This is a genomic window from Pseudomonas campi (genome assembly GCF_013200955.2).
Taxonomy (GTDB): domain Bacteria; phylum Pseudomonadota; class Gammaproteobacteria; order Pseudomonadales; family Pseudomonadaceae; genus Aquipseudomonas; species Aquipseudomonas campi.
In genome coordinates this window covers 136,119-155,340 of the sequence record NZ_CP053697.2, presented here as the reverse complement: position 1 = coordinate 155,340, position 19,222 = coordinate 136,119, and the positions used below count along the sequence as shown (strand labels likewise).

The following is a 19,222-nucleotide window of genomic DNA, read 5'->3' as shown; positions in this document are numbered from 1 at the left end:
ATAACAAGGAGCTCAGCATGAGCAAGAGCGTCATCAGCAGCGACAAGGCCCCGGCGGCCATCGGCACCTACTCCCAGGCGATCAAGGCCGGCAATACCGTGTACCTGTCCGGGCAGATTCCGCTGGACCCGCAGACCATGGAGCTGGTGCAGGGTTTCGAGGAGCAGACCGTGCAGGTGTTCGAGAACCTCAAAGCGGTGATCGAAGCCGCCGGCGGCTCGTTCCAGGACGTGGTCAAGCTGAACATCTTCCTCACCGACCTCAGCCACTTCGCCAAGGTCAACGAAGTCATGGGCCGCTACTTCCAGCAGCCTTACCCGGCCCGTGCCGCCATCGGCGTGGCCGCCCTGCCGCGCGGCGCGCTGGTGGAAATGGACGGCATCCTGGTCATCGACTGATCCCGCCGTGCGAAGGAATCCCGCCATGCGTCGCCTGCTTGCCCTCACCTGCTGCTTCAGCCTGTTAACCGGCTGTGCCGGCCAGGCCGCCAGCCCTGACGGTATCTGGATCAACCAGCCGTTGATCGATGCCGCCCGCGAAGGCGGCCCGCTGCGCGAAGCGCTGCTGGCCTACGGGCCGAACCTGGAATGGCAGGTCGACAGCCAGCGCGGCATGGCCACCTACAGCAATGGTTTCGAGCTGGGCGAAGGCCAGCTGGTAGCGCTGGAACCGGGACAGTGGCGGGTCGACTACCAGGGCGACTACCACGAGCTGCTCAGCCTGGACGACCAGCAACTGGTGCAGCAGGCCAACAGCAATGGTCCGGAGCAGCGCTTCAGCAAGCCGCAGAACGCCGCCGTAGCCGGTGCGCCACTCGGCAGCAGCTTCGAGGCCGCGCTGTACCAGGCCTACCTGGGCGGCACCTGGAAGATCCGCGAAGGCTTAGGCAAAGACGGCCTGGTGCTGTTCCACCCGGACGGCCGCATCGAAGGCCTGCCCGGTGCCGAGCGTTATGCCCTGTGCCTGGCCGGCGATTGCGCATCGATGAGCGGCGAGCACGACAGCCTGTGGCTGCAACTCGGCGAGCAGGGCAGCCCATGGCTGTTCCAGCGCGACGGCGAACAGCTGCGCATCCTCGAAGCCGTCAACCGCGCCCAGGTGGATGAAGTGCCGGAGTATCACCCTGGGCAGCAGGTCTGGTTGCTGGAGCGCGACTGAACAGCCGCTTCCGTAGCCCGGATGCAATCCGGGAGCGGACCTCAACCGGGCACACCCTCCCGGATTGCATCCGGGCTACGCCTCACTCGTCCCTGAGCAACGCCGCATAACCTTCGCGATAGCTGGGGTACTGCGGCACCCAACCCAACGCCCGCGCCCGCGCATTGCTGCAACGCTTGCTGCCGGAACGGCGCACCGTGCTCTGCTCGGACCAGTGGGTGACGCCCAGCTGCGCGCGCAACCAGCCGACCACTTCATGCAGCGGCGCCGGTTCGTCGTCGACGCCGATGTAGCACTCCGCAAGCGCCACGCCGCCGGCATCCGCCTGTAACAGGAAGGCCAGCAGCCCGGCCGCATCGTCGGCGTGGATGCGGTTGCCATACAGCGGCGGCTCGCTGACCACCCGATAACCCTCGCGCGCCTGTTTGAGCAGCCAGTTGCGCCCCGGACCGTAAATGCCGGTCAGACGCAACGTGGTCGCCGGCAGGCCGCTGGCTAACGCCAGCTGCTCGGCCTCGCGCATGATCCGCGCGGAATAACTTTGCGCCTCGGCCGGTGAATCCTCGTCAATCCACTCGCCGTCCTGCTGGCCATACACCCCGCTGCTGGAGACGAACAACAGGCGCTTGGGGCGTTGGCCATGCTCGGCCAGCCAGCCCAGCACATGACGCAGGCCCTCGACATAGGCCGCGCGGTAGCCCGCCTCGTCGTGCTGGCTGGGTGTGGCGCAATACACCAGATAGTCCAGGGCGCCCTGGGGCCAGGTCGCCGGGCAGGCGGCCAGCTGCAGATCAGCGGCGACCGGCCGGGTGGCCGCCGGCAGCTGCGTGATATCGCGGCGCAAGCCATACACCGTCCAGCCGGCCATAATCAGTCGTTGTGCCAGACGGCCACCGACATCGCCGCAACCGGCGATCAGCAAGGAAGGATGGGCAGGCATGGCGCAACTCCGTCGAAGAGGACGCCCAGCCTAGCGGCAGAGCCCTCGCCGGCCAAGCGCTGGAGATGTAAATGCGAATTGCTCTTTTGCTAACAAGAATTATTTGCAATAATGCCGACAGTTTTTCTCCACCGCACCCAGCCCGTCGGTGGCCGTTAACGCTCTTTCCCTCTTCAGGTCCGGCCAGCATGAACTCATTCGCCCACTCCGCTCAGCCAACCGTCGCACACGCACTGCGCCTGTGCCTGGCACTGTTGTTCAGCCTGCTGCCAACCCTCGGTTTTGCCGAGGAGCCGGCGCCGGTAAACAGCGCGGCCAGCGCGCAGGCCGTCACCAGCACACCGGCAGCCACCGAAGATGTGCGCCTGACGGCCCTGCGCGAGAAGCTCGCCGCCCTCGGCGAGCAAGCCACCCCCGAGCAGATCGGCGCGGTGCAACAGCAGTTTATGGTAGAGAACGGCATCGCCACTGAAGACGCGCAGAAACTGGTCAGCACCCTGCAGGAGCTGGACGCGCTTGGCCAGGCCCTGGCCGCCGCCGAAGAAGAAGGCCTGGTCCACGACCTGTCGCCCTGGGGCATGTACCAGAACGCCGATATCGTGGTGAAAAGCGTGATGATCGGCCTGATCCTCGCCTCGATCCTGACCTGGACCGTGTGGGTGGCCAAGAGCATCGAGCTGGTCACCGCGCGCCGCCGCCTGCAGCGCGAGCTGCTCGACCTCAAGGGCGCACGCAACCTCAACCAGGCCGCCGAGCAGGCCCGCGCCAAGCACAGCTTCAGCGCCCTGCTGATCGACGATGCCCGCGAGGAGCTGAAGCTCTCCGCCGGCAGCAAGGAGAAGGACGGCATCAAGGAGCGTGTCAGCTTCCGCCTCGAACGCCTGGTCGCCGCCTGCGGCCGCGAGATGAGCAAAGGCACCGGCGTGCTCGCCACCATCGGTTCCACCGCACCCTTCGTCGGCCTGTTCGGCACCGTCTGGGGCATCATGAACAGCTTCATCGGCATCGCCAAATCGCAGACCACCAACCTCGCCGTGGTTGCCCCGGGCATCGCCGAAGCCCTGCTGGCCACCGCCCTGGGCCTGGTCGCGGCGATTCCTGCGGTGATCATCTACAACGTCTTCGCCCGCTCCATCGCCAGCTACAAGGCCCAGGTCGCCGATGCCTCGGCCCAGGTGCTGCTGCTGGTCAGCCGCGATCTGGACCTGCCCGCCGCCAGCGAGCGCAGCGCCCCAGCCCACATGGTCAAGGCGGTCTGAGGCCATGGGTCTGCATCTGAACGAAGGTGGCGACGATCTCCAGGAAAACCACGAGATCAACGTCACCCCCTTTATCGACGTGATGCTGGTGCTGCTGATCATCTTCATGGTCGCCGCGCCGCTAGCCACCGTCGATGTGAAAATCGACCTGCCGGCCTCCAGCGCCAAACCGGCGCCACGCCCGGACAAGCCGATCTACCTGAGCATCAAGGCAGACAACAGCCTGTTCCTCGACAACGAGCAGGTCGACCCGGCGTTGCTCGGCGCGACCCTGGACAAGCTGACCCAGGCCGACAAGGACAAGACCATCTTCGTGCGTGGCGACAAAGGCGTGGACTACGGCGATCTGATGGGCGTGATGGATAACCTGCGCGGCGCCGGCTACCTGAAGATCGGCCTGGTCGGCCTGGAAACGGTCGGCGGCCAATGAGCAACAGCGTTCGCAAGCTGCCGCTGTGGAGCGTCAGCCTGATCATCGTGCTCGCCTTGCATGCCGGCCTGTTCATCTGGGCCCTGTACTGGCGCCCGGCGGCCATACCGCTGGAGCTGCCACCGGCGGCCATGCTGATCGAACTGGAACCGCTGGCCGCCGCGCCCAAACCGGCCCCGCCACCGCCGCCGGAGATCCAGCCGGAGGAGCCTGAACCGCAACCCAAGCTGGTCGAAGCGCCGAAGCCCAAGCTGGCCATCGCACCGCCCAAACCCAAGCCCAAGCCACGTCCGCCTCAGCCGGTCGCGCCCAAGCCGCAGGCCAAGCCCGCAGACAACCCGCCACAGGAAACCCCACCGGCACCGATTGCCGCGGCCGATGCCAAGCCGGCTGCGCCGCAACAGGCCGCCGTGAGCGCACCCAGCAAGGCCGAGATCAGTTGGCAGAGCAAACTGCTCAGCCACCTGAGCCGCTACAAGCGCTACCCGGAAGACGCCCGCCGCCGCGGCTTCGAAGGCACGGTGCGCCTGCGCTTCGTGCTCGACGGCAAGGGCAAGGTGCTCTCCTACGCCCTCGCCGGCCGCTCCGGCAGCGCCTCGCTGGATCGCGCCACCCTGGAGATGATCCGCCGCGCCCAGCCGCTGCCCGCACCGCCCGCGGAAATGCTGCAGAACGGCCAGCTGGAGATCGTCGCGCCCTTCGTCTATTCGCTCGACCGCCGCTAAGCATCTGTTGGGCTCTCCTGTAGGGTGGATCACGCTCCATCGATCCACCGCGCGGCGCCGTGGTGGATGAGAAAAGCGTCATCCACCCTACGGACTGCTCCTGCGATAGGAGCAGTTGGTTCCATTGAATACAGCGGCTATGCTTGGGCGCATATCAATGGACTCAGACTATGACCCTTACCGAACTGCGCTACATCGTCACCCTCGCCCAGGAGCAACACTTCGGGCGGGCCGCCGAGCGTTGCCATGTCAGCCAGCCGACCCTGTCGGTAGGGGTGAAGAAACTCGAGGACGAGCTCGGCGTGCTGATCTTCGAGCGCAGCAAGAGCGCAGTGCGCCTGACCCCGGTCGGTGAAGGCATCGTCACCCAGGCGCAGAAGGTACTGGAGCAGGCCCAGGGCATTCGCGAGCTGGCTCAGGCCGGTAAGAACCAGCTGACCGCGCCGCTGAAGATCGGCGCCATCTATACCATCGGCCCGTACCTGTTCCCGCACCTGATCCCGCAGCTGCACCGGGTCGCCCCGGACATGCCGCTGTATATCGAAGAGAACTTCACCCACATCCTGCGCGACAAGCTGCGCACCGGCGAACTGGACGCGATCATCATCGCCCTGCCGTTCCAGGAAGCCGATGTACTGACTAAGCCGCTGTACGACGAGCCGTTCTACGTGCTGATGCCGGCCGGCCATCCCTGGACCGCCAAGAAGCATATCGACGCCAGCCTGCTGAATGACAAGAGCCTGCTCCTGCTCGGCGAAGGCCACTGCTTCCGCGACCAGGTCCTGGAGGCCTGCCCGGCCACGCGCAAAACCGACGAGAACAAGCACACCACCATCGAGTCCAGCTCGCTGGAAACCATCCGTCACATGGTCGCCTCGGGCCTGGGTATTTCGATCCTGCCGTTCACCGCGGTGGACAGCCACCACTACGCTCCCGGCGTGATCGAAGTGCGCCCGCTGACCCCGCCAGTGCCCTACCGCACGGTGGCCATCGCCTGGCGCGCCAGCTTCCCGCGGCCGAAGGCCATCGAGATCCTCGCCGACTCGATCCGCCTGTGCTCGGTGGCCGCTCGCCCGCAAGGTGAAGCGCAGCCGGCATGACCGAGCTGGCTCAGGTCCCGGTCACCGCACTCAAGGGAGTGGGCGCGGCGCTGGCAGAAAAACTCGCCAAGGTCGGCCTGGAAACCCTGCAGGACGTGCTGTTCCACCTGCCCCTGCGCTACCAGGACCGTACCCGCGTGGTGCCGATCGGCGCCCTGCGCCCCGGCCAGGACGCGGTGATCGAAGGTGTGGTGGCCGGCGCCGATATTGTCATGGGTAAAAGACGTAGTCTGCTGGTGCGCCTGCAGGACGGCAGCGGCACCCTCAGCCTGCGCTTCTACCATTTCAGCCAGGCGCAGAAGGACGGCCTCAAGCGCGGCACCCACGTGCGCTGCTACGGCGAGGCGCGCCCCGGTGCCTCCGGCCTGGAAATCTACCACCCGGAATACCGCGCCCTCGGCGCCGATGAAGTGGCACCGGTCGAGCAGACCCTGACGCCCATCTACCCGACTACCGAAGGCCTCACCCAGCAGCGCCTGCGCAGCCTCAGCCAGCTGGCCCTGGCCCGCCTCGGCCCGCACAGCCTGCCGGACTGGTTGCCGGCCGAACTGGCCCGCGACTACCGCCTCACCCCGCTGGACGAAGCGATCCGCTACCTGCACCGACCGCCGCCGGACGCCGACCTGGAAGAGCTGGCCGAGGGCCGCCACTGGGCCCAGCACCGCCTGGCATTCGAGGAACTGCTCACCCATCAACTGTCGCTGCAGCGCCTGCGTGAACAGGTGCGCGCCCAGCAGGCACCGCGCCTGCCAGTGGCCAAGCGCCTGCCGCAGCTGTTTCTGCAGAACCTCGGCTTCGCCCCTACAGGCGCCCAGCAGCGGGTCGGCGCGGAGATCGCCTACGACCTGTCGCAGGACGAACCCATGCTGCGCCTGGTGCAGGGCGACGTCGGCGCCGGCAAGACGGTGGTCGCCGCCCTGGCCGCCCTGCAGGCGCTAGAAGCCGGCTACCAGGTGGCGCTGATGGCGCCCACCGAGATCCTTGCCGAGCAACACTTCATCAATTTCTCGCGCTGGCTGGCGCCGCTGGGCATCGACGTCGCCTGGCTGGCTGGCAAGCTCAAGGGCAAGGCACGCGCCGCCGCGCTGGAGCAGATCGCCAGCGGTACGCCGATGGTGGTCGGTACCCATGCACTGTTCCAGGACGAAGTGCAGTTCCAGCGCCTGGCCCTGGCGATCATCGACGAGCAGCACCGCTTCGGCGTGCAGCAGCGCCTGGCGCTGCGACAGAAAGGTATCGACGGCCGCCTGTGCCCGCACCAGCTGATCATGACCGCCACGCCGATCCCGCGGACCCTGGCGATGAGCGCCTACGCCGACCTCGACACCTCGATCCTCGACGAGCTGCCGCCCGGCCGTACCCCGGTAAACACCCTGGTGATCGCCGACAGCCGCCGCATCGAAGTGGTCGAGCGGGTGCGCGCCGCCTGCCGCGAGGGGCGCCAGGCCTACTGGGTGTGCACGCTGATCGAGGAATCCGAGGAACTCACCTGCCAGGCCGCCGAGACCAGCTTCGAGGAGCTGTCCAGTGCCCTGGGCGAGCTGCGCGTAGGGCTGATCCACGGGCGCATGAAACCGGCCGAGAAGGCCGCGGTGATGGACGACTTCAAACAGGGCCGCCTGCAGCTGCTGGTAGCGACTACGGTGATCGAGGTCGGCGTCGACGTGCCCAACGCCAGCCTGATGATCATCGAGAACCCCGAGCGCCTCGGCCTGGCCCAGCTGCATCAGCTGCGCGGCCGGGTCGGCCGCGGCAGCGCCGCCAGCCATTGCGTGCTGCTCTATCACGCACCGCTGTCGCAGATGGGCCGCGAGCGCCTGGCGATCATGCGCGAGACCTGCGACGGCTTCGTGATTGCCGAAAAAGATCTGGAGCTCAGAGGCCCCGGCGAGATGCTTGGCACCCGCCAGACCGGCCTGCTGCAGTTCAAGGTGGCCGACCTGATGCGCGACGCCGACCTGCTGCCGGCCGTGCGCGACGCGGCGCAGAGCCTGCTGCAGGACTGGCCGCAGCACGTCAGCCCACTGCTCGAACGCTGGCTGCGGCATGGCCAGCAATATGGCCAAGTGTGAGCCAGTCGACAGCGCACCACTGGTCACCTGTCAGGCGGCAGCGCCTTGTATGCAGGTGGCTGGTTATACTCCTTGCCAGTAGTTCCCTAGCCGGATGTAGACCATGACCGAAGTTGCTCTCGCCCCCGACTCTGCGCCGCGCCCGCCGGCGGTGATTCTTCAGCTTCTGGAAAAACTCGGCGTTACCTGCACGGTGCGCCACGAACACGCCGCCCTGCCAGCCGAACGCCGGGTGCAAGCGGCGCTGCTCGACGACGCGGTCGGCGCCCTGCTGGTGCTGTTCCCCCAGGATCAACTGCTCGACCTCAACCGCCTGGCCGAACTGACCGGGCGCAAACTGGCCGCGGTCAAACCCGAACGCCTGGAACGCATGCTGGCCAAGCACAGCCTAGGCCTGCTGCCCGGCCTGCCGCCGCTGACCAGCTCGCCGTGCCTGTATGACGAGCGCCTGCTGCGCGTCGATAGCCTGCTGATCGAGTCCGGGACGCCCGGAGTGCTGCTGGAGATCGCCAGCGACTCGTACAAGAACATCCTCCTGGCCAAGGCCAGCGCCGCCCGCTTCGGCGAGCCGGTGGCGAGTATCAAGCTCAACCTCGATCGCCCCGACGACGACCGCGCGGAAATCACCCAGGCGGTGCAGGCTTTCACCGCCCGACGCATCCAGCAGCGCCTGGAAGAGACCATCGAGATTCCGCCGCTGCCGGAAACCGCGCAGAAGATCATCAAGCTGCGCGTCGACCCCGACGCCACGGTGGACGACATCACCGGCGTGGTCGAGACCGACCCGGCCCTGGCCGCCCAGGTGGTCAGCTGGGCCGCCTCGCCCTACTACGCCGCACCCGGCAAGATCCGCTCGGTGGAAGACGCCATCGTCCGCGTGCTGGGCTTCGATCTGGTGATCAACCTGGCTCTCGGCCTGGCCCTGGGCAAGACCCTGTCCCTGCCCAAGGATCACCCACAGCAGACCACACCCTACTGGCAGCAGGCGATCTACAGCGCCGCCGTGATCGAAGGCCTGACCCGCGCCATGCCGCGTGCGCAGCGCCCGGAAGCCGGCCTGACCTACCTCGCCGGGCTGCTGCACAACTTCGGCTACCTGGTCCTGGCGCACGTATTCCCGCCGCATTTCTCGCTGATCTGCCGGCATCTGGAGGTCAACCCGCACCTGCCGGCCGGCTACATCGAGCAGCACCTGCTGGGTATCAGTCGCGAGCAGATCGGCGCCTGGCTGATGCGCTTCTGGGACATGCCAGAAGAACTGGCCACCGCCCTGCGCTTCCAGCACGACCCGGACTACGACGGCCCGCACAGCGCCTACCCGAACCTGGTCTGCCTGGCCGTCAGCCTGCTGCGTAACCGCGGCATCGGCAGCGGTCCGCAGAGCGAGATCCCGACTGCACTGTTCGAGCGCCTCGGCATCAGCCGCGACAAGGCCGAGGATGCACTGAACAAGGTGCTGCAGGCCGAAGTGGCACTGCGCGAACTGGCCGCCCAGTTCAACCACCCGCACTGAGTTGCCCGACCACGAAAAAGGGGCCTGCTGGCCCCTTTTTCATTACTGCGTCTAGCGGATTATTTGAGCAGCGCCCGCCGCGCGGCAAACACCTTGGGCAGTTGGCGAGCGCTGGCTTCCAGCACCGCACGCACCGCCGGCTGTTCGTACAGCGCCGCATATTCGGCCAGCTGCGCGCTGGGCGACTGGCGATAGGCGTAGAGCATGAAAGCCTCGACACCGCTGGCGCTGGAGGCACGAATCGGCGCGATTTGCGCCGCGGTCTGCTCGCCCAAGGTCTTCTCGTCGATCGTCTCGCCACGCCCACGCAGGCTCAGCAGGGCCTGGGTCTTGCCCACTTCATAGCGCAGCAGGGTGGCCAGCTCGGTGGTGTGGGCGGCCTTGTCGAGGCGCTGCACCAACTGCAGACGCTCGCCGCGTGGAGGGCGCTGCGCCAGTTGCGTGCGATAGGCGGGCAGGCCACCATCGGCTCCCACGGCCCGCTCGGCCTCGGTGAAGTGCTTGGCCAGCGGACTGTCGAGCAGCGCCACGGCCTCGCTCAACTGCGCCTTGGGCAACTCGGCGGCCACCCGCTTGGCCAGATCGGCGCACAGCGGCTCGGCGGCAAAGGCCTTGGCCAGCTGCTTCTGCTGCGCTGCAGACATACCACGCTGCAGCAGTGCGGGAGTCTGCTCGCAGAGCAGCTGCACGCCGGCCAATTCAAGTGCGCGCTTGAGCGTCGGATCGAGCGGAGCGGCTTGCGCAGGCAAGCCCAGGGTCAACAGCAGGGCAAACAGAGACAGCAGACGCATGGCCACAACTTCCGTAATCAGTCGTCGAGAACCGCCCGGACTCAGGCGGCTTTCTTGACGTCGTTTTTCTTCTTCTTCGGCATGATGTACTTGAACAAGCCCTGGAACCAGATCACCAGCGCCGGGTTGCCCTGGATCTGGATGTCCTTGTTCTGGATACCCTGCATGAAGGCCAGCTGCTTGTTCTTCGCCTGCATGGTGGCGAAGCCGAAGGCGGCATCCTTGAAGCCGATGGCGAATGCCGGCTCACCGGCCTTGCCGGCACGGCTGCTGACGCGCTGATTCTTGATGATGAACTGACGGGAAACCTTGCCGTCCAGGGTGTGCAGCTGGAACACCAGCTCCTTGCCGGCCAACTGCTGCTGGAATTCAGGATTGGTGCGGCTGGCCTTGGCCATCAAACGGCCCAGCATCCAGAGAAGAAAGCGGAATTTCATGGCGCAGCCTCGAGTGGGGTGGAATCGGCGGCGCATTGTAGCGATTTGCGTGGCGGACTACATCCCGCACTGCAGGAGGGGGCAAAGCAATCCGGGGTCTGGCGACCCCGGCTGCAGGGTGCTTAGTTGACGGCGTCTTTCAGCGACTTGCCCGGCTTGAAAGCCACGGTGTTGCTGGCCTTGATCTTCACCGGCTGGCCGGTTTGCGGGTTTTTCCCGGTACGCGCGCCACGATGGCGCTGCAGGAAGGTGCCGAAGCCAACCAGAGTCACGCTGTCCTTGCGGTTCAGCGCGCCGGTGATCTCTTCGAGAACGGCGTTGAGTACACGATTGGCCTGGTCTTTGGTCAGGTCAGCCTTTTCGGCAATAGCCGCGGCGAGTTCGGGTTTACGCATAGATGCCTCTTTGACGGTTTGTTGTTTTTGTGTCCGTGCTGTCCGTCCGGAACAGCGCCTAAGGCGCCGCAACAGCTCTGCGCTGCGGCAGACCGAGGGAGAATGGCACGCCATCCGGCACCGCGCCAGTACTGGCCGGCGTTTTAGGCTACCAATAGCAAGGCGTTTTTGTCAGAACAGCCTGCATTTACGCCAAAAGGCCGACGAATTCCCAGTTTCGTTACGTCGATCCGGTACGCATGTACCGCCACAGCCCGCACTGCAGAAACGCAAACGGCGACCCTGAGGTCGCCGCTTCATCCCTGTAGGGAGCGATCAATCAGCCGATTTCGATCATCTCGAAGTCAGCCTTGCCCACGCCGCAATCCGGGCACAACCAGTCGGCGGGCACATCTTCCCAGCGCGTACCGGGGGCGATGTCATCGTCCGGCCAACCCAGGCTCTCGTCATAGACCAGGCCACAGACCACACATTGCCACTTCTTCATCAATACACCTCATCGCTCGGGCTTCAGGGCCTGGCTCTAAGAACCTGTTTACGATCTCCTGGCCGTCGGCCATACGGCGTTAAAAACAGCCTCGGCAAGCCGCTTGCGGCTAACGCGCTTTAGCGCGACCCGAAGGGCGAGTGCAACGAGTCATGCTCATTTACAACTCGTAAACTGCGCTTCCTCGGCTGTTTGATTCGCTAGCGCTCACCCTTCGGGCCAGCCTGCGGCTGTTACTCCCGTTGGTCGTTGCGCCTTGTCTGGCTCTAGTCCAGAAAATCGTAAACAGGTTCTAACAGGTCACCTGATCAAAAAAACAGCAGGCTTTGTACTGGCCCGCGCGCCGCGGCGCAAGCCCCCGCCGACGGTCTACGCCGTGGCGGGCTCATGCTAAGCTCGCGGCCTTTCCTCCTTGCCGAAGCCGTTGCCGTGCCCCCAGCCTCGCTTGCCCACCCGCCTCGCTGGCTCAATAACGCCCAGTTGCACCCCGCGCCAGCGCCGCTGCAGCGCGACTGGTTGTTCGACCAGGGCTCGCTGACCCGTCGCCTCAGCCAACTCAGTCAGCAGCAGTTCAGTGTACTGCCGCTGCAACAGGGCTGGCAGGTGCTGCGCAACGACGAATGTGCCGCCCTGCAGGTGCCTAGCGGCAGCCAGGGCTGGGTGCGCGAAGTATTCCTGCGCGGCGCCGAGCAGCCTTGGGTGTTCGCCCGCAGCGTGGCCGCGCGCAGTGCCCTGGAAGGCTCGGGCTTCGATCTCGGCAAACTGGGCAGCCGCTCCCTCGGCGAGCTGCTGTTCAGCGACCGCGCCTTTGCCCGCGGCGAGTTGCAGGTCTGTCGCTATCCGCAGGCCTGGCTACCGGAAAGCGTGCGCGAGGAACGCCTGTGGGGGCGGCGCTCGTGCTTCTGGCGCGACGGCCTCGGCGTGCTGGTCGCCGAAGTGTTCCTGCCGGCGTTCTGGTCACACGCCAGCAATCGGTAGGAGCGAGCTCTGCTCGCGAATTTTGCGCTGCGTCCGGTTCGCGAGCAGAGCTCGCTCCTACCAGCTGGCGCCCTGCCCGTATAATCGGCCCACTTCGCCCGGAGAGCCGTCGATGTACACCACCCTGCTGCAATCGCTGAACCGCCTGCACCCACGCGCCTGGGACTTCATCCAACTGATGCGCCTGGACAAGCCGATCGGCATCTACCTGCTGCTGTGGCCGACCCTGTGGGCCCTGTGGGTGGCGAGCAAAGGGCTGCCGGACTTCAAGCTGCTGTTCATCTTCGTGGTCGGCGTGCTGCTGATGCGCGCCGCCGGCTGCGTGATCAACGACTATGCCGACCGCCACTTCGACGGCCACGTCGCCCGCACCCAGGCGCGCCCGCTAGCCAGCGGCAAGATCAGCGTGCGCGAAGCGCTGACCCTGTTCGCCGTGCTGGTGGCCTTGAGCTTCATCCTGGTGCTGTTCACCAACCTGACCACCATCCTCCTCTCGTTCGGCGGCCTGGCCCTGGCCGCCTGCTACCCGTTCATGAAGCGCTACACCTTCTACCCGCAAGTGGTGCTCGGCGCGGCCTTCTCCTGGGGCATGCCGATGGCCTTCAGCGCGGTCACCGGAGAACTGCCGCCCGCCCATGCCTGGCTGCTGTACCTGGCCAACCTGCTGTGGACGGTGGCCTACGACACCTACTACGCGATGACCGACCGCGACGACGACCTGAAGATCGGCGTCAAATCCACCGCCATCCTGTTCGGCGAGGCCGACCGGGTGATCATCCTCACCCTGCAGGGTCTGGCCCTGCTGTGCCTGGCCATGGCCGGGGCGCGCTTCAGCCTGGGCATCTGGTTCCTGTTCGGCCTGTTCGGCGCCGCCGCCTGCTTCGCCTGGGAGTTCTGGAGCACCCGTGCACGCGCGCCGCAGGCCTGCTTCGCCGCCTTCCTGCACAACCACTGGGCCGGACTGGCTATCCTGCTGGGCATCGTGCTGGATTACGCATTGCGCTAGCCTGGGACTCATGGCTGTCACATCGCTGCAATAATTCCGTTATCTAATGCGGCGCAAGACAGATAAACCGAGGCAGGACCCCATGGTTGGCAAGAACATCCTGATCGTTGACGACGAAGCGCCGATCCGCGAGATGATCGCAGTGGCGCTGGAAATGGCTGGCTACGACTGCATGGAGGCGGAAAACACCCAGCAGGCGCACGCCCTGATCGTTGACCGCAAGCCCGACCTGATCCTGCTCGACTGGATGCTGCCGGGCACCAGCGGCATCGAACTGGCGCGCCGACTCAAGCGCGACGAGCTGACCGACGACATCCCGATCATCATGCTCACCGCCAAGGGCGAAGAGGACAACAAGATCCAGGGCCTGGAAGTCGGCGCCGACGACTACATCACCAAGCCGTTCTCGCCGCGCGAGCTGGTGGCCCGGCTCAAGGCCGTGCTGCGCCGCGCCGCGCCGAACGACGGCGAGTCGCCGATCGAAGTCGGCGGCCTGCTGCTCGACCCGATCAGCCACCGCGTCACCATCGACGGCAAGCCGGCCGAGATGGGCCCCACCGAATACCGTCTGCTGCAATTCTTCATGACCCACCAGGAGCGCGCCTACACTCGTGGCCAGCTGCTCGACCAGGTCTGGGGCGGCAACGTCTATGTGGAAGAACGTACCGTCGACGTGCACATCCGCCGCCTGCGCAAGGCGCTGGGCGAGGCCTACGAGAATCTCGTTCAAACGGTACGCGGCACCGGTTATCGTTTCTCCACCAAGAGCTGAGCCTATCGCTCCGCTGTGCCGCCGATTTTGAAAGGATGCGCTAGGTGAACCAGAACTGGCGTGGTGCCGTAGTGCGCCACCTGTTGTTGCTAGTGGTCTGCTGTGCCCTGCTCGGGCTGATCAGCGGCGAGTATGCCTGGGCCCTGGTGCTCGGCCTCGGTGCCTACCTGGCCTGGCACGTCAAGCAGCTGCTGCGTCTGCACCACTGGCTGCGCCATCGCCAGCCGGACGAAGCACCGCCCGAAGGCTATGGCCTGTGGGGCGAAGTGTTCGACAACATCTATCACCTGCAACGCCGCGACCAGCGCGTGCGCGGCCGCCTGCAGGCGGTGATCGACCGCGTGCAGGAATCCACCTCCGCCCTGCGCGACGCGGTGATCATGCTCGACAGCGACGGCAACCTGGAGTGGTGGAACCGCGCCGCGGAAACCCTGTTGGGCCTGAAGACCCCGCAGGACAGCGGCCAGTCGATCAGCAACCTGCTGCGCCACCCGCGCTTCAAGGAATACTTCGAGCAGGGCAATTTCCAGGAGGCCCTGGAGCTGCCTTCGCCGATCAACGATCGCCTGCGCCTGCAGCTGCAGATCACCCAGTACGGCAACCGCGAGCACCTGATGCTGGTGCGCGACGTCACCCGTCTTTATCAGCTGGAACAGATGCGCAAGGACTTCGTCGCCAACGTCTCCCACGAGCTGCGCACCCCGCTGACGGTGATCGCCGGCTACCTGGAGACCCTGCTGGACAACGTCGAGGAGGTCAATCCGCGCTGGCTGCGCGCCCTGCAGCAGATGCAGCAGCAAGGCGCACGCATGCAGAACCTGCTGAATGACCTGCTTTTGTTAGCGAAGCTGGAAGCCACCGACTACCCCTCGGACAACCAGCCGATAGCCGTCGACCTGCTGCTGCTGAGCATCAAGAACGACGCCCAGGCGCTCTCCGCAGCCAAGCATCACCGGATCAGCCTGGAGGCCGACGCCCACCTCAAGCTCAAGGGCAGCGAGGCGGAACTGCGCAGCGCACTCTCCAACCTAGTGTTCAACGCGGTGAAATACACCCCGGCCGAAGGCGAGATCCGCATCCGCTGGTGGGGCGATGAACAGGGCGGGCATTTCAGCGTGGCCGACAACGGCCCCGGCATCGAGGCCAAGCACCTGCCCCGCCTGACCGAGCGCTTCTACCGGGTCGACTCCAGCCGTGCCAGCAACACCGGCGGCACCGGTATCGGCCTGGCCATCGTCAAGCACGTGCTGCTGCGCCATCGCGCGCGCCTGGACATCGCCAGCGTGCCCGGCAAGGGCAGCACCTTCACCTGTCACTTCCCGGCGCAGCAGGTGATTCGCCGCAGCTGACCCCCGACCGGCGGCCGACTTGCAATCATCGGCGTCAGCCGCCACCCTTTAGCGGTCATTCGCCAACCAAAGCCCCCATGGACCCTTCCTCTAGTTACACCGCCACCAGCTATTTCGCCGATTTCGGCTTTATCCTGTTCGCCCTCTTTCTCGTTCTGCTCAACGGCTTCTTCGTCGCCGCCGAGTTCGCCATGGTCAAGCTGCGCTCGACCAAGGTCGAAGCCCTGGCCGAGCAAAACGGCTGGCGCGGGCACATCCTGCGCACCGTGCACAACCAGCTCGACGCCTACCTGTCGGCCTGCCAGCTGGGCATCACCCTGGCCTCGCTGGGCCTCGGCTGGGTCGGCGAACCGGCCTTCGCCCACCTGCTCGAACCGCTGCTGGCCTACGTCGGCATCGACTCACCGAAGCTGCTGCACGGCATCGCCTTCTTCATTGCCTTCTTCATCATCTCCTACCTGCATATCGTGGTCGGCGAGCTGGCCCCCAAGTCCTGGGCCATCCGCAAGCCGGAACTGCTGTCGCTGTGGACGGCCGTACCGCTGTACCTGTTCTACTGGGCCATGTACCCGGCGATCTTCCTGCTCAACGCCAGCGCCAACGCCATCCTGCGTTTCGCCGGCCAGGGCGAGCCGGGACCGCACCACGAGCATCACTACAGCCGCGACGAGCTCAAACTGATCCTCCACTCCAGCCGTGCCAGCGACCCCAGCGACCAGGACATGCGCGTGCTGGCCTCGGCCGTGGAAATGGGTGAGCTGGAAGTGGTCGACTGGGCCAACTCGCGCGAGGATCTGGTCTACCTCAACAGCGACGCCAAGCTGGACGAAGTGTTCAGCCTGTTCCGCCGGCACAAGTACAGCCGCTTCCCGGTGTACGACGAGGAAGCCGGCCACTTCATCGGCCTGCTGCACATCAAGGACCTGCTGCTGCAGCTGTCGTTGCTGGAAATGCTGCCGTCCAAGTTCAAGCTCACCGAGTTGCTGCACCCGCTGGAGCGGGTGACCAAGCACATGCCGCTGTCCAGCCTGCTGGAGCAGTTCCGCCAGGGTGGTGCGCATTTCGCCCTGGTCGAGGAGGCCGATGGCAAGGTGATCGGTTTCCTGACCATGGAAGACGTGCTGGAAGCCTTGGTCGGCGATATCCAGGACGAACACCACAAGGCCGAGCGCGGCATCCTCGCTTACCAGCCGGGCAAGCTGCTGGTGCGCGGCGACACCCCGCTGTTCAAGATCGAGCGCCTGCTCGGTCTCGATCTCGACCATATCGAGGCCGAGACCCTGGCCGGGCTGGTCTACGAGAGCCTCAACCGCGTGCCGGAAGAGGAAGAAGTGCTGGACACCGAAGGCCTGCGCATCATCGTCAAGAAGATGAAGGGACCGAAGATCGTCCTGGCCAAAGTGCTGAAACTGGACTGAGCGCCGCCACGGCGCGAGGTCAATCGGCGGCGGCTCGGCGAACCGAGCATGCCGCCGCTCAGGGGTATGGCCGCAGATTGACTACCGCCTGTCCGTTAACTGCCTGTACAAAAAGCAGGCAAACCGGATACGGAATTCCGGTTTCGTCAAATTTATGCCGCCAAAATATAAATAACCATTTGGCATAAGTCGACGCCGCCGCTGCTGCGGCTCTGCAGGCAATGCGCCATTAATGGCATTTTAGCGGCTAAAAGTTGCGAAACATCTGAATTTTGACGCGAAAAATATGCGACTTGCGTCCTTCCCTTCCCCCCCCAGCGCACCCACACTGCGCCCCGTCCGGCCCCTCCGGACTTTCCTTCAGCCCAGCCGCTTCGAAGTACCAGCCTGGATGCAGTCGCAACTCGTGGAAGAGATGTACCTCGATTGAGCGGTTCTCAGAGTACCGAGACCGTCATGACCCACACTGTTCTTCACCCTTCGCAGCGCCTTCGCCGCGCCACCTGTGCCGCACTGCTCACGCTACTCGGCGCAACACTCGTCACCCCTTCGGCCTCTGCCGCCTCCGCCACCACCCAGGGCCTGCGCGAGCTGCTGGAGGAACGCCTGAACCGGGACGCTCCGAGCAGCCCGCCACCCGCGGAAGCGCCCAGCGTGTCGAGCACGTCCAGCAGCAGCCTGCAACCCAGCACCCCGCCCTTCAGCCTGGATGGCAACAACGCCTACTTCGTGAAGAACGCCGCCTATGGTCCCGATGCACGTCACCGCTTGGACATCTTTATGCCCAAGAGCGCCTACAGCAGCAAGACGCGCACCCCGCTGACGATCTTCATTCACGGCGGCGGTTTCACCTCCGGCGCCAAGGAAGACGCCTACAGCAGTAGTAACCAGAAGCTGATCAAGACCCTGCTGGCCAAAGGCGCCGCATTCGCCACCATCAACTATCCGCTGATCAGCAAGAGCGGCGAGACGGTGGGCCTGATCAAGTCGTTGAACGGCGCCAAGCGCGCGCTGCAGTACCTGAAGTACGATGCACGCTACAACATCGATCCGCAGCGCGTGGTACTGCTCGGCAGCTCCGCCGGCGCCAGCACCGCGCTGTGGCTGGCCTTCCACGATGACATGGCCAACCTCAACAGCACCGACCCGGTGGAACGGCAGTCCACCCGCGTTCGCGGCGCGGTGGCCAGCCAGACTCAGTCCACCATGGACGTCGTCGGCTGGGAGCAGGTGTTCGCCCAGTACAACTGGTCGGTGGAGGATATGGGCAGCATCGGGCCCAACTTCTACGGCGTCCGCACCATGGCCGATCTGTACCGCTCCAGCACCGTGGCCTACCGCCAGGATGTGGATTTCCTGAACATGATGGACGCCGGCGACCCGGAGATCTGGGTGAGCACCGACGGCGTGCCGGTCAGTAAACCGACCAGCACCGGCATCCTCTTCCACCACCCCTACCATGCCCGCGCCCTGCGTGATAAGGCCAAGGCAGTCGGACTGAAGGGCGGGTTCATCGTGCCGGCGCTGAACATCGTCACCACCCAGGAAAGCCTGAGCAACTTCATCCTGCGCAAGTTGCAGTAAGGCCAGGGCGGCACGAGCCGCTGCCCGCTCAATGAGCCGGGCAGCGCTATCGTCGGCTGAGTGAGCTGACAGATGGGGCAATACCCGGACGCTGGGTGCAGGACGCACCCATCATGACGGGGTCGATAAGACTGCGCCTAAAGCCTGCTCACCCCAATCGACAACCGGCAGCCTGGCGTTGCTCACTCGCCGCCGACGGCGAAGTTGGCAGGCTGTCGACCGGCTGGGCAAAGTTGAACGGAATCGATTCCAGGGCCAGACCGACATTGCGCTGCACCACGAAGTGCAGGTGCGGGCCGCTGTACGACGAGGAAACCGGCCACTTCATCGGCCTGCTGCACATCAAGGACCTGCTGCAGCAGCTGTCATTGCTGGAAATGCTGCCGTCCAAGCTCAAGCTCATCGAGTTGCTGAACCCGCTGGAGAGTTCCGTCAGGGCGGCGCGCACTTCTTCCTGGTCGAGGAGGCCGTGGTCGGCGATATTCAGTACGAACACCACAAGGCCGAGCGTGGCATCCTCGCCTACCAGCCGGGCAAGCTGCTGGTGCGCGGCGACACTCCGCTGTTCAAGATCGAGCGCCTGCTCGGCATCGACCTCGATCATATCGAGGCGGAAACCCTCGCTGGGCTGGTCTACGAGAACCTCAACCGCGTGCCGGAAGAGGAAGACGTGCTGGAGGCCGAGGGCCTGCGCATCATCGTCAAGAAGATGAAGGGGCCGAAGATCGTGCTGGCCAAGGTGCTCAAGCTGGACTGAGAACCGGTCTACGATCTCTTGATCGTCGGCCATGCTGCGTTGCAACGCAGT

Annotated in this window: 19 protein-coding genes and 2 pseudogenes; 15 read left to right on the top strand and 6 right to left on the bottom strand. The window is 65.3% G+C overall.

The window, feature by feature from the left end:
- The first annotated feature begins 17 nt into the window (after nucleotides 1-17).
- Together HNE05_RS00680 and HNE05_RS00675 are read left to right on the top strand one after the other, a co-directional pair.
- Nucleotides 18-398 (top strand): RidA family protein, encoded by a 381-nt coding sequence (locus tag HNE05_RS00680; protein WP_173211067.1) that lies wholly within the window; start codon nucleotides 18-20, stop codon nucleotides 396-398.
- Between the two features lie 25 nt (nucleotides 399-423).
- Entirely contained in the window at nucleotides 424-1,158 is a 735-nt protein-coding gene (locus HNE05_RS00675; protein ID WP_173211065.1) for a hypothetical protein, read from the top strand.
- Between the two features lie 82 nt (nucleotides 1,159-1,240).
- On the opposite strand, the gene HNE05_RS00670 is transcribed toward HNE05_RS00675, so the two are convergent.
- The gene (locus tag HNE05_RS00670; RefSeq protein ID WP_173211063.1) at nucleotides 1,241-2,098 is read right to left on the bottom strand and encodes an SDR family oxidoreductase; all 858 of its coding nucleotides are present in this window, start codon (nucleotides 2,096-2,098) and stop codon (nucleotides 1,241-1,243) included.
- A 188-nt stretch (nucleotides 2,099-2,286) separates the two neighbouring features.
- On the opposite strand from HNE05_RS00670, the gene exbB reads away from it, so the two are divergent.
- The 6 genes from exbB (at nucleotide 2,287) to HNE05_RS00640 (ending at nucleotide 9,197) form a co-directional block, all read left to right on the top strand.
- Nucleotides 2,287-3,357 carry a tonB-system energizer ExbB gene (exbB, locus tag HNE05_RS00665; protein ID WP_173211061.1) on the top strand — a complete coding sequence of 357 codons (1,071 nt, stop codon included), beginning with the start codon at nucleotides 2,287-2,289 and terminating at the stop codon, nucleotides 3,355-3,357.
- A gap of 4 nt (nucleotides 3,358-3,361) precedes the next feature.
- A complete protein-coding gene (gene exbD, locus HNE05_RS00660) occupies nucleotides 3,362-3,787 on the top strand; it encodes a TonB system transport protein ExbD (protein WP_173211059.1) in 426 nt (141 codons plus the stop codon).
- Nucleotides 3,784-4,512, top strand: a complete 729-nt coding sequence (locus HNE05_RS00655; RefSeq protein WP_173211057.1) for an energy transducer TonB — start codon at nucleotides 3,784-3,786, stop codon at nucleotides 4,510-4,512. The genes exbD and HNE05_RS00655 overlap by 4 nt, the downstream gene beginning before the upstream one ends.
- A 170-nt stretch (nucleotides 4,513-4,682) precedes the next feature.
- A complete protein-coding gene (locus HNE05_RS00650; protein ID WP_173211055.1) occupies nucleotides 4,683-5,612 on the top strand; it encodes a hydrogen peroxide-inducible genes activator in 930 nt (309 codons plus the stop codon).
- Nucleotides 5,609-7,684 carry an ATP-dependent DNA helicase RecG gene (gene recG / locus HNE05_RS00645; protein WP_173211053.1) on the top strand — a complete coding sequence of 692 codons (2,076 nt, stop codon included), beginning with the start codon at nucleotides 5,609-5,611 and terminating at the stop codon, nucleotides 7,682-7,684. The genes HNE05_RS00650 and recG overlap by 4 nt, the downstream gene beginning before the upstream one ends.
- A 103-nt stretch (nucleotides 7,685-7,787) precedes the next feature.
- Nucleotides 7,788-9,197, top strand: a complete 1,410-nt coding sequence (locus HNE05_RS00640) for an aminoacyl-tRNA deacylase and HDOD domain-containing protein (protein ID WP_173211051.1) — start codon at nucleotides 7,788-7,790, stop codon at nucleotides 9,195-9,197.
- A gap of 59 nt (nucleotides 9,198-9,256) precedes the next feature.
- Here HNE05_RS00640 and HNE05_RS00635 read toward each other — a convergent pair whose 3' ends face one another.
- The 4 genes from HNE05_RS00635 to HNE05_RS00620 form a co-directional block, all read right to left on the bottom strand.
- Entirely contained in the window at nucleotides 9,257-9,988 is a 732-nt protein-coding gene (locus HNE05_RS00635) for a hypothetical protein (protein WP_173211049.1), read from the bottom strand.
- Nucleotides 9,989-10,029: 41 nt separating this feature from the next.
- A complete protein-coding gene (locus HNE05_RS00630) occupies nucleotides 10,030-10,425 on the bottom strand; it encodes an SCP2 sterol-binding domain-containing protein (RefSeq protein WP_173211047.1) in 396 nt (131 codons plus the stop codon).
- Between the two features lie 122 nt (nucleotides 10,426-10,547).
- Nucleotides 10,548-10,820, bottom strand: coding sequence for an HU family DNA-binding protein (locus tag HNE05_RS00625; RefSeq protein ID WP_160077751.1), 273 nt, complete (start codon nucleotides 10,818-10,820; stop codon nucleotides 10,548-10,550).
- A gap of 319 nt (nucleotides 10,821-11,139) precedes the next feature.
- Complete coding sequence (locus tag HNE05_RS00620) at nucleotides 11,140-11,307, bottom strand: rubredoxin (protein WP_173211045.1); 168 nt, start codon at nucleotides 11,305-11,307, stop codon at nucleotides 11,140-11,142.
- 429 nt (nucleotides 11,308-11,736) lie between these two features.
- Between HNE05_RS00620 and HNE05_RS00615 the strand changes: the two genes are divergently transcribed.
- The 6 genes from HNE05_RS00615 (at nucleotide 11,737) to HNE05_RS00590 (ending at nucleotide 18,414) form a co-directional block, all read left to right on the top strand.
- Entirely contained in the window at nucleotides 11,737-12,285 is a 549-nt protein-coding gene (locus HNE05_RS00615; protein WP_173211043.1) for a chorismate--pyruvate lyase family protein, read from the top strand.
- Nucleotides 12,286-12,397: 112 nt separating this feature from the next.
- On the top strand, nucleotides 12,398-13,291 hold the full coding sequence (ubiA, locus tag HNE05_RS00610; protein ID WP_173211041.1) for a 4-hydroxybenzoate octaprenyltransferase: 894 nt from the start codon (nucleotides 12,398-12,400) through the stop codon (nucleotides 13,289-13,291).
- A gap of 82 nt (nucleotides 13,292-13,373) precedes the next feature.
- Nucleotides 13,374-14,063 carry a phosphate regulon transcriptional regulator PhoB gene (phoB, locus tag HNE05_RS00605; protein WP_173211039.1) on the top strand — a complete coding sequence of 230 codons (690 nt, stop codon included), beginning with the start codon at nucleotides 13,374-13,376 and terminating at the stop codon, nucleotides 14,061-14,063.
- 44 nt (nucleotides 14,064-14,107) lie between these two features.
- Complete coding sequence (gene phoR / locus HNE05_RS00600; protein WP_173211037.1) at nucleotides 14,108-15,412, top strand: phosphate regulon sensor histidine kinase PhoR; 1,305 nt, start codon at nucleotides 14,108-14,110, stop codon at nucleotides 15,410-15,412.
- Nucleotides 15,413-15,489: 77 nt separating this feature from the next.
- Nucleotides 15,490-16,830 (top strand): hemolysin family protein, encoded by a 1,341-nt coding sequence (locus HNE05_RS00595; RefSeq protein WP_173211035.1) that lies wholly within the window; start codon nucleotides 15,490-15,492, stop codon nucleotides 16,828-16,830.
- Nucleotides 16,831-17,286: 456 nt separating this feature from the next.
- Entirely contained in the window at nucleotides 17,287-18,414 is a 1,128-nt protein-coding gene (locus HNE05_RS00590) for an alpha/beta hydrolase (protein ID WP_173211033.1), read from the top strand.
- Between the two features lie 182 nt (nucleotides 18,415-18,596).
- On the opposite strand, the pseudogene HNE05_RS00585 reads toward HNE05_RS00590, so the two are convergent.
- Nucleotides 18,597-18,715, bottom strand: a pseudogene (locus HNE05_RS00585) (peptidase M23); the annotation flags it as partial.
- On the opposite strand from HNE05_RS00585, the pseudogene HNE05_RS00580 reads away from it, so the two are divergent.
- Nucleotides 18,711-19,171: pseudogene (locus HNE05_RS00580) on the top strand (transporter associated domain-containing protein); the annotation flags it as partial. The pseudogenes HNE05_RS00585 and HNE05_RS00580 sit on opposite strands and share 5 nt — an antisense overlap.
- Nucleotides 19,172-19,222: the final 51 nt, after the last annotated feature.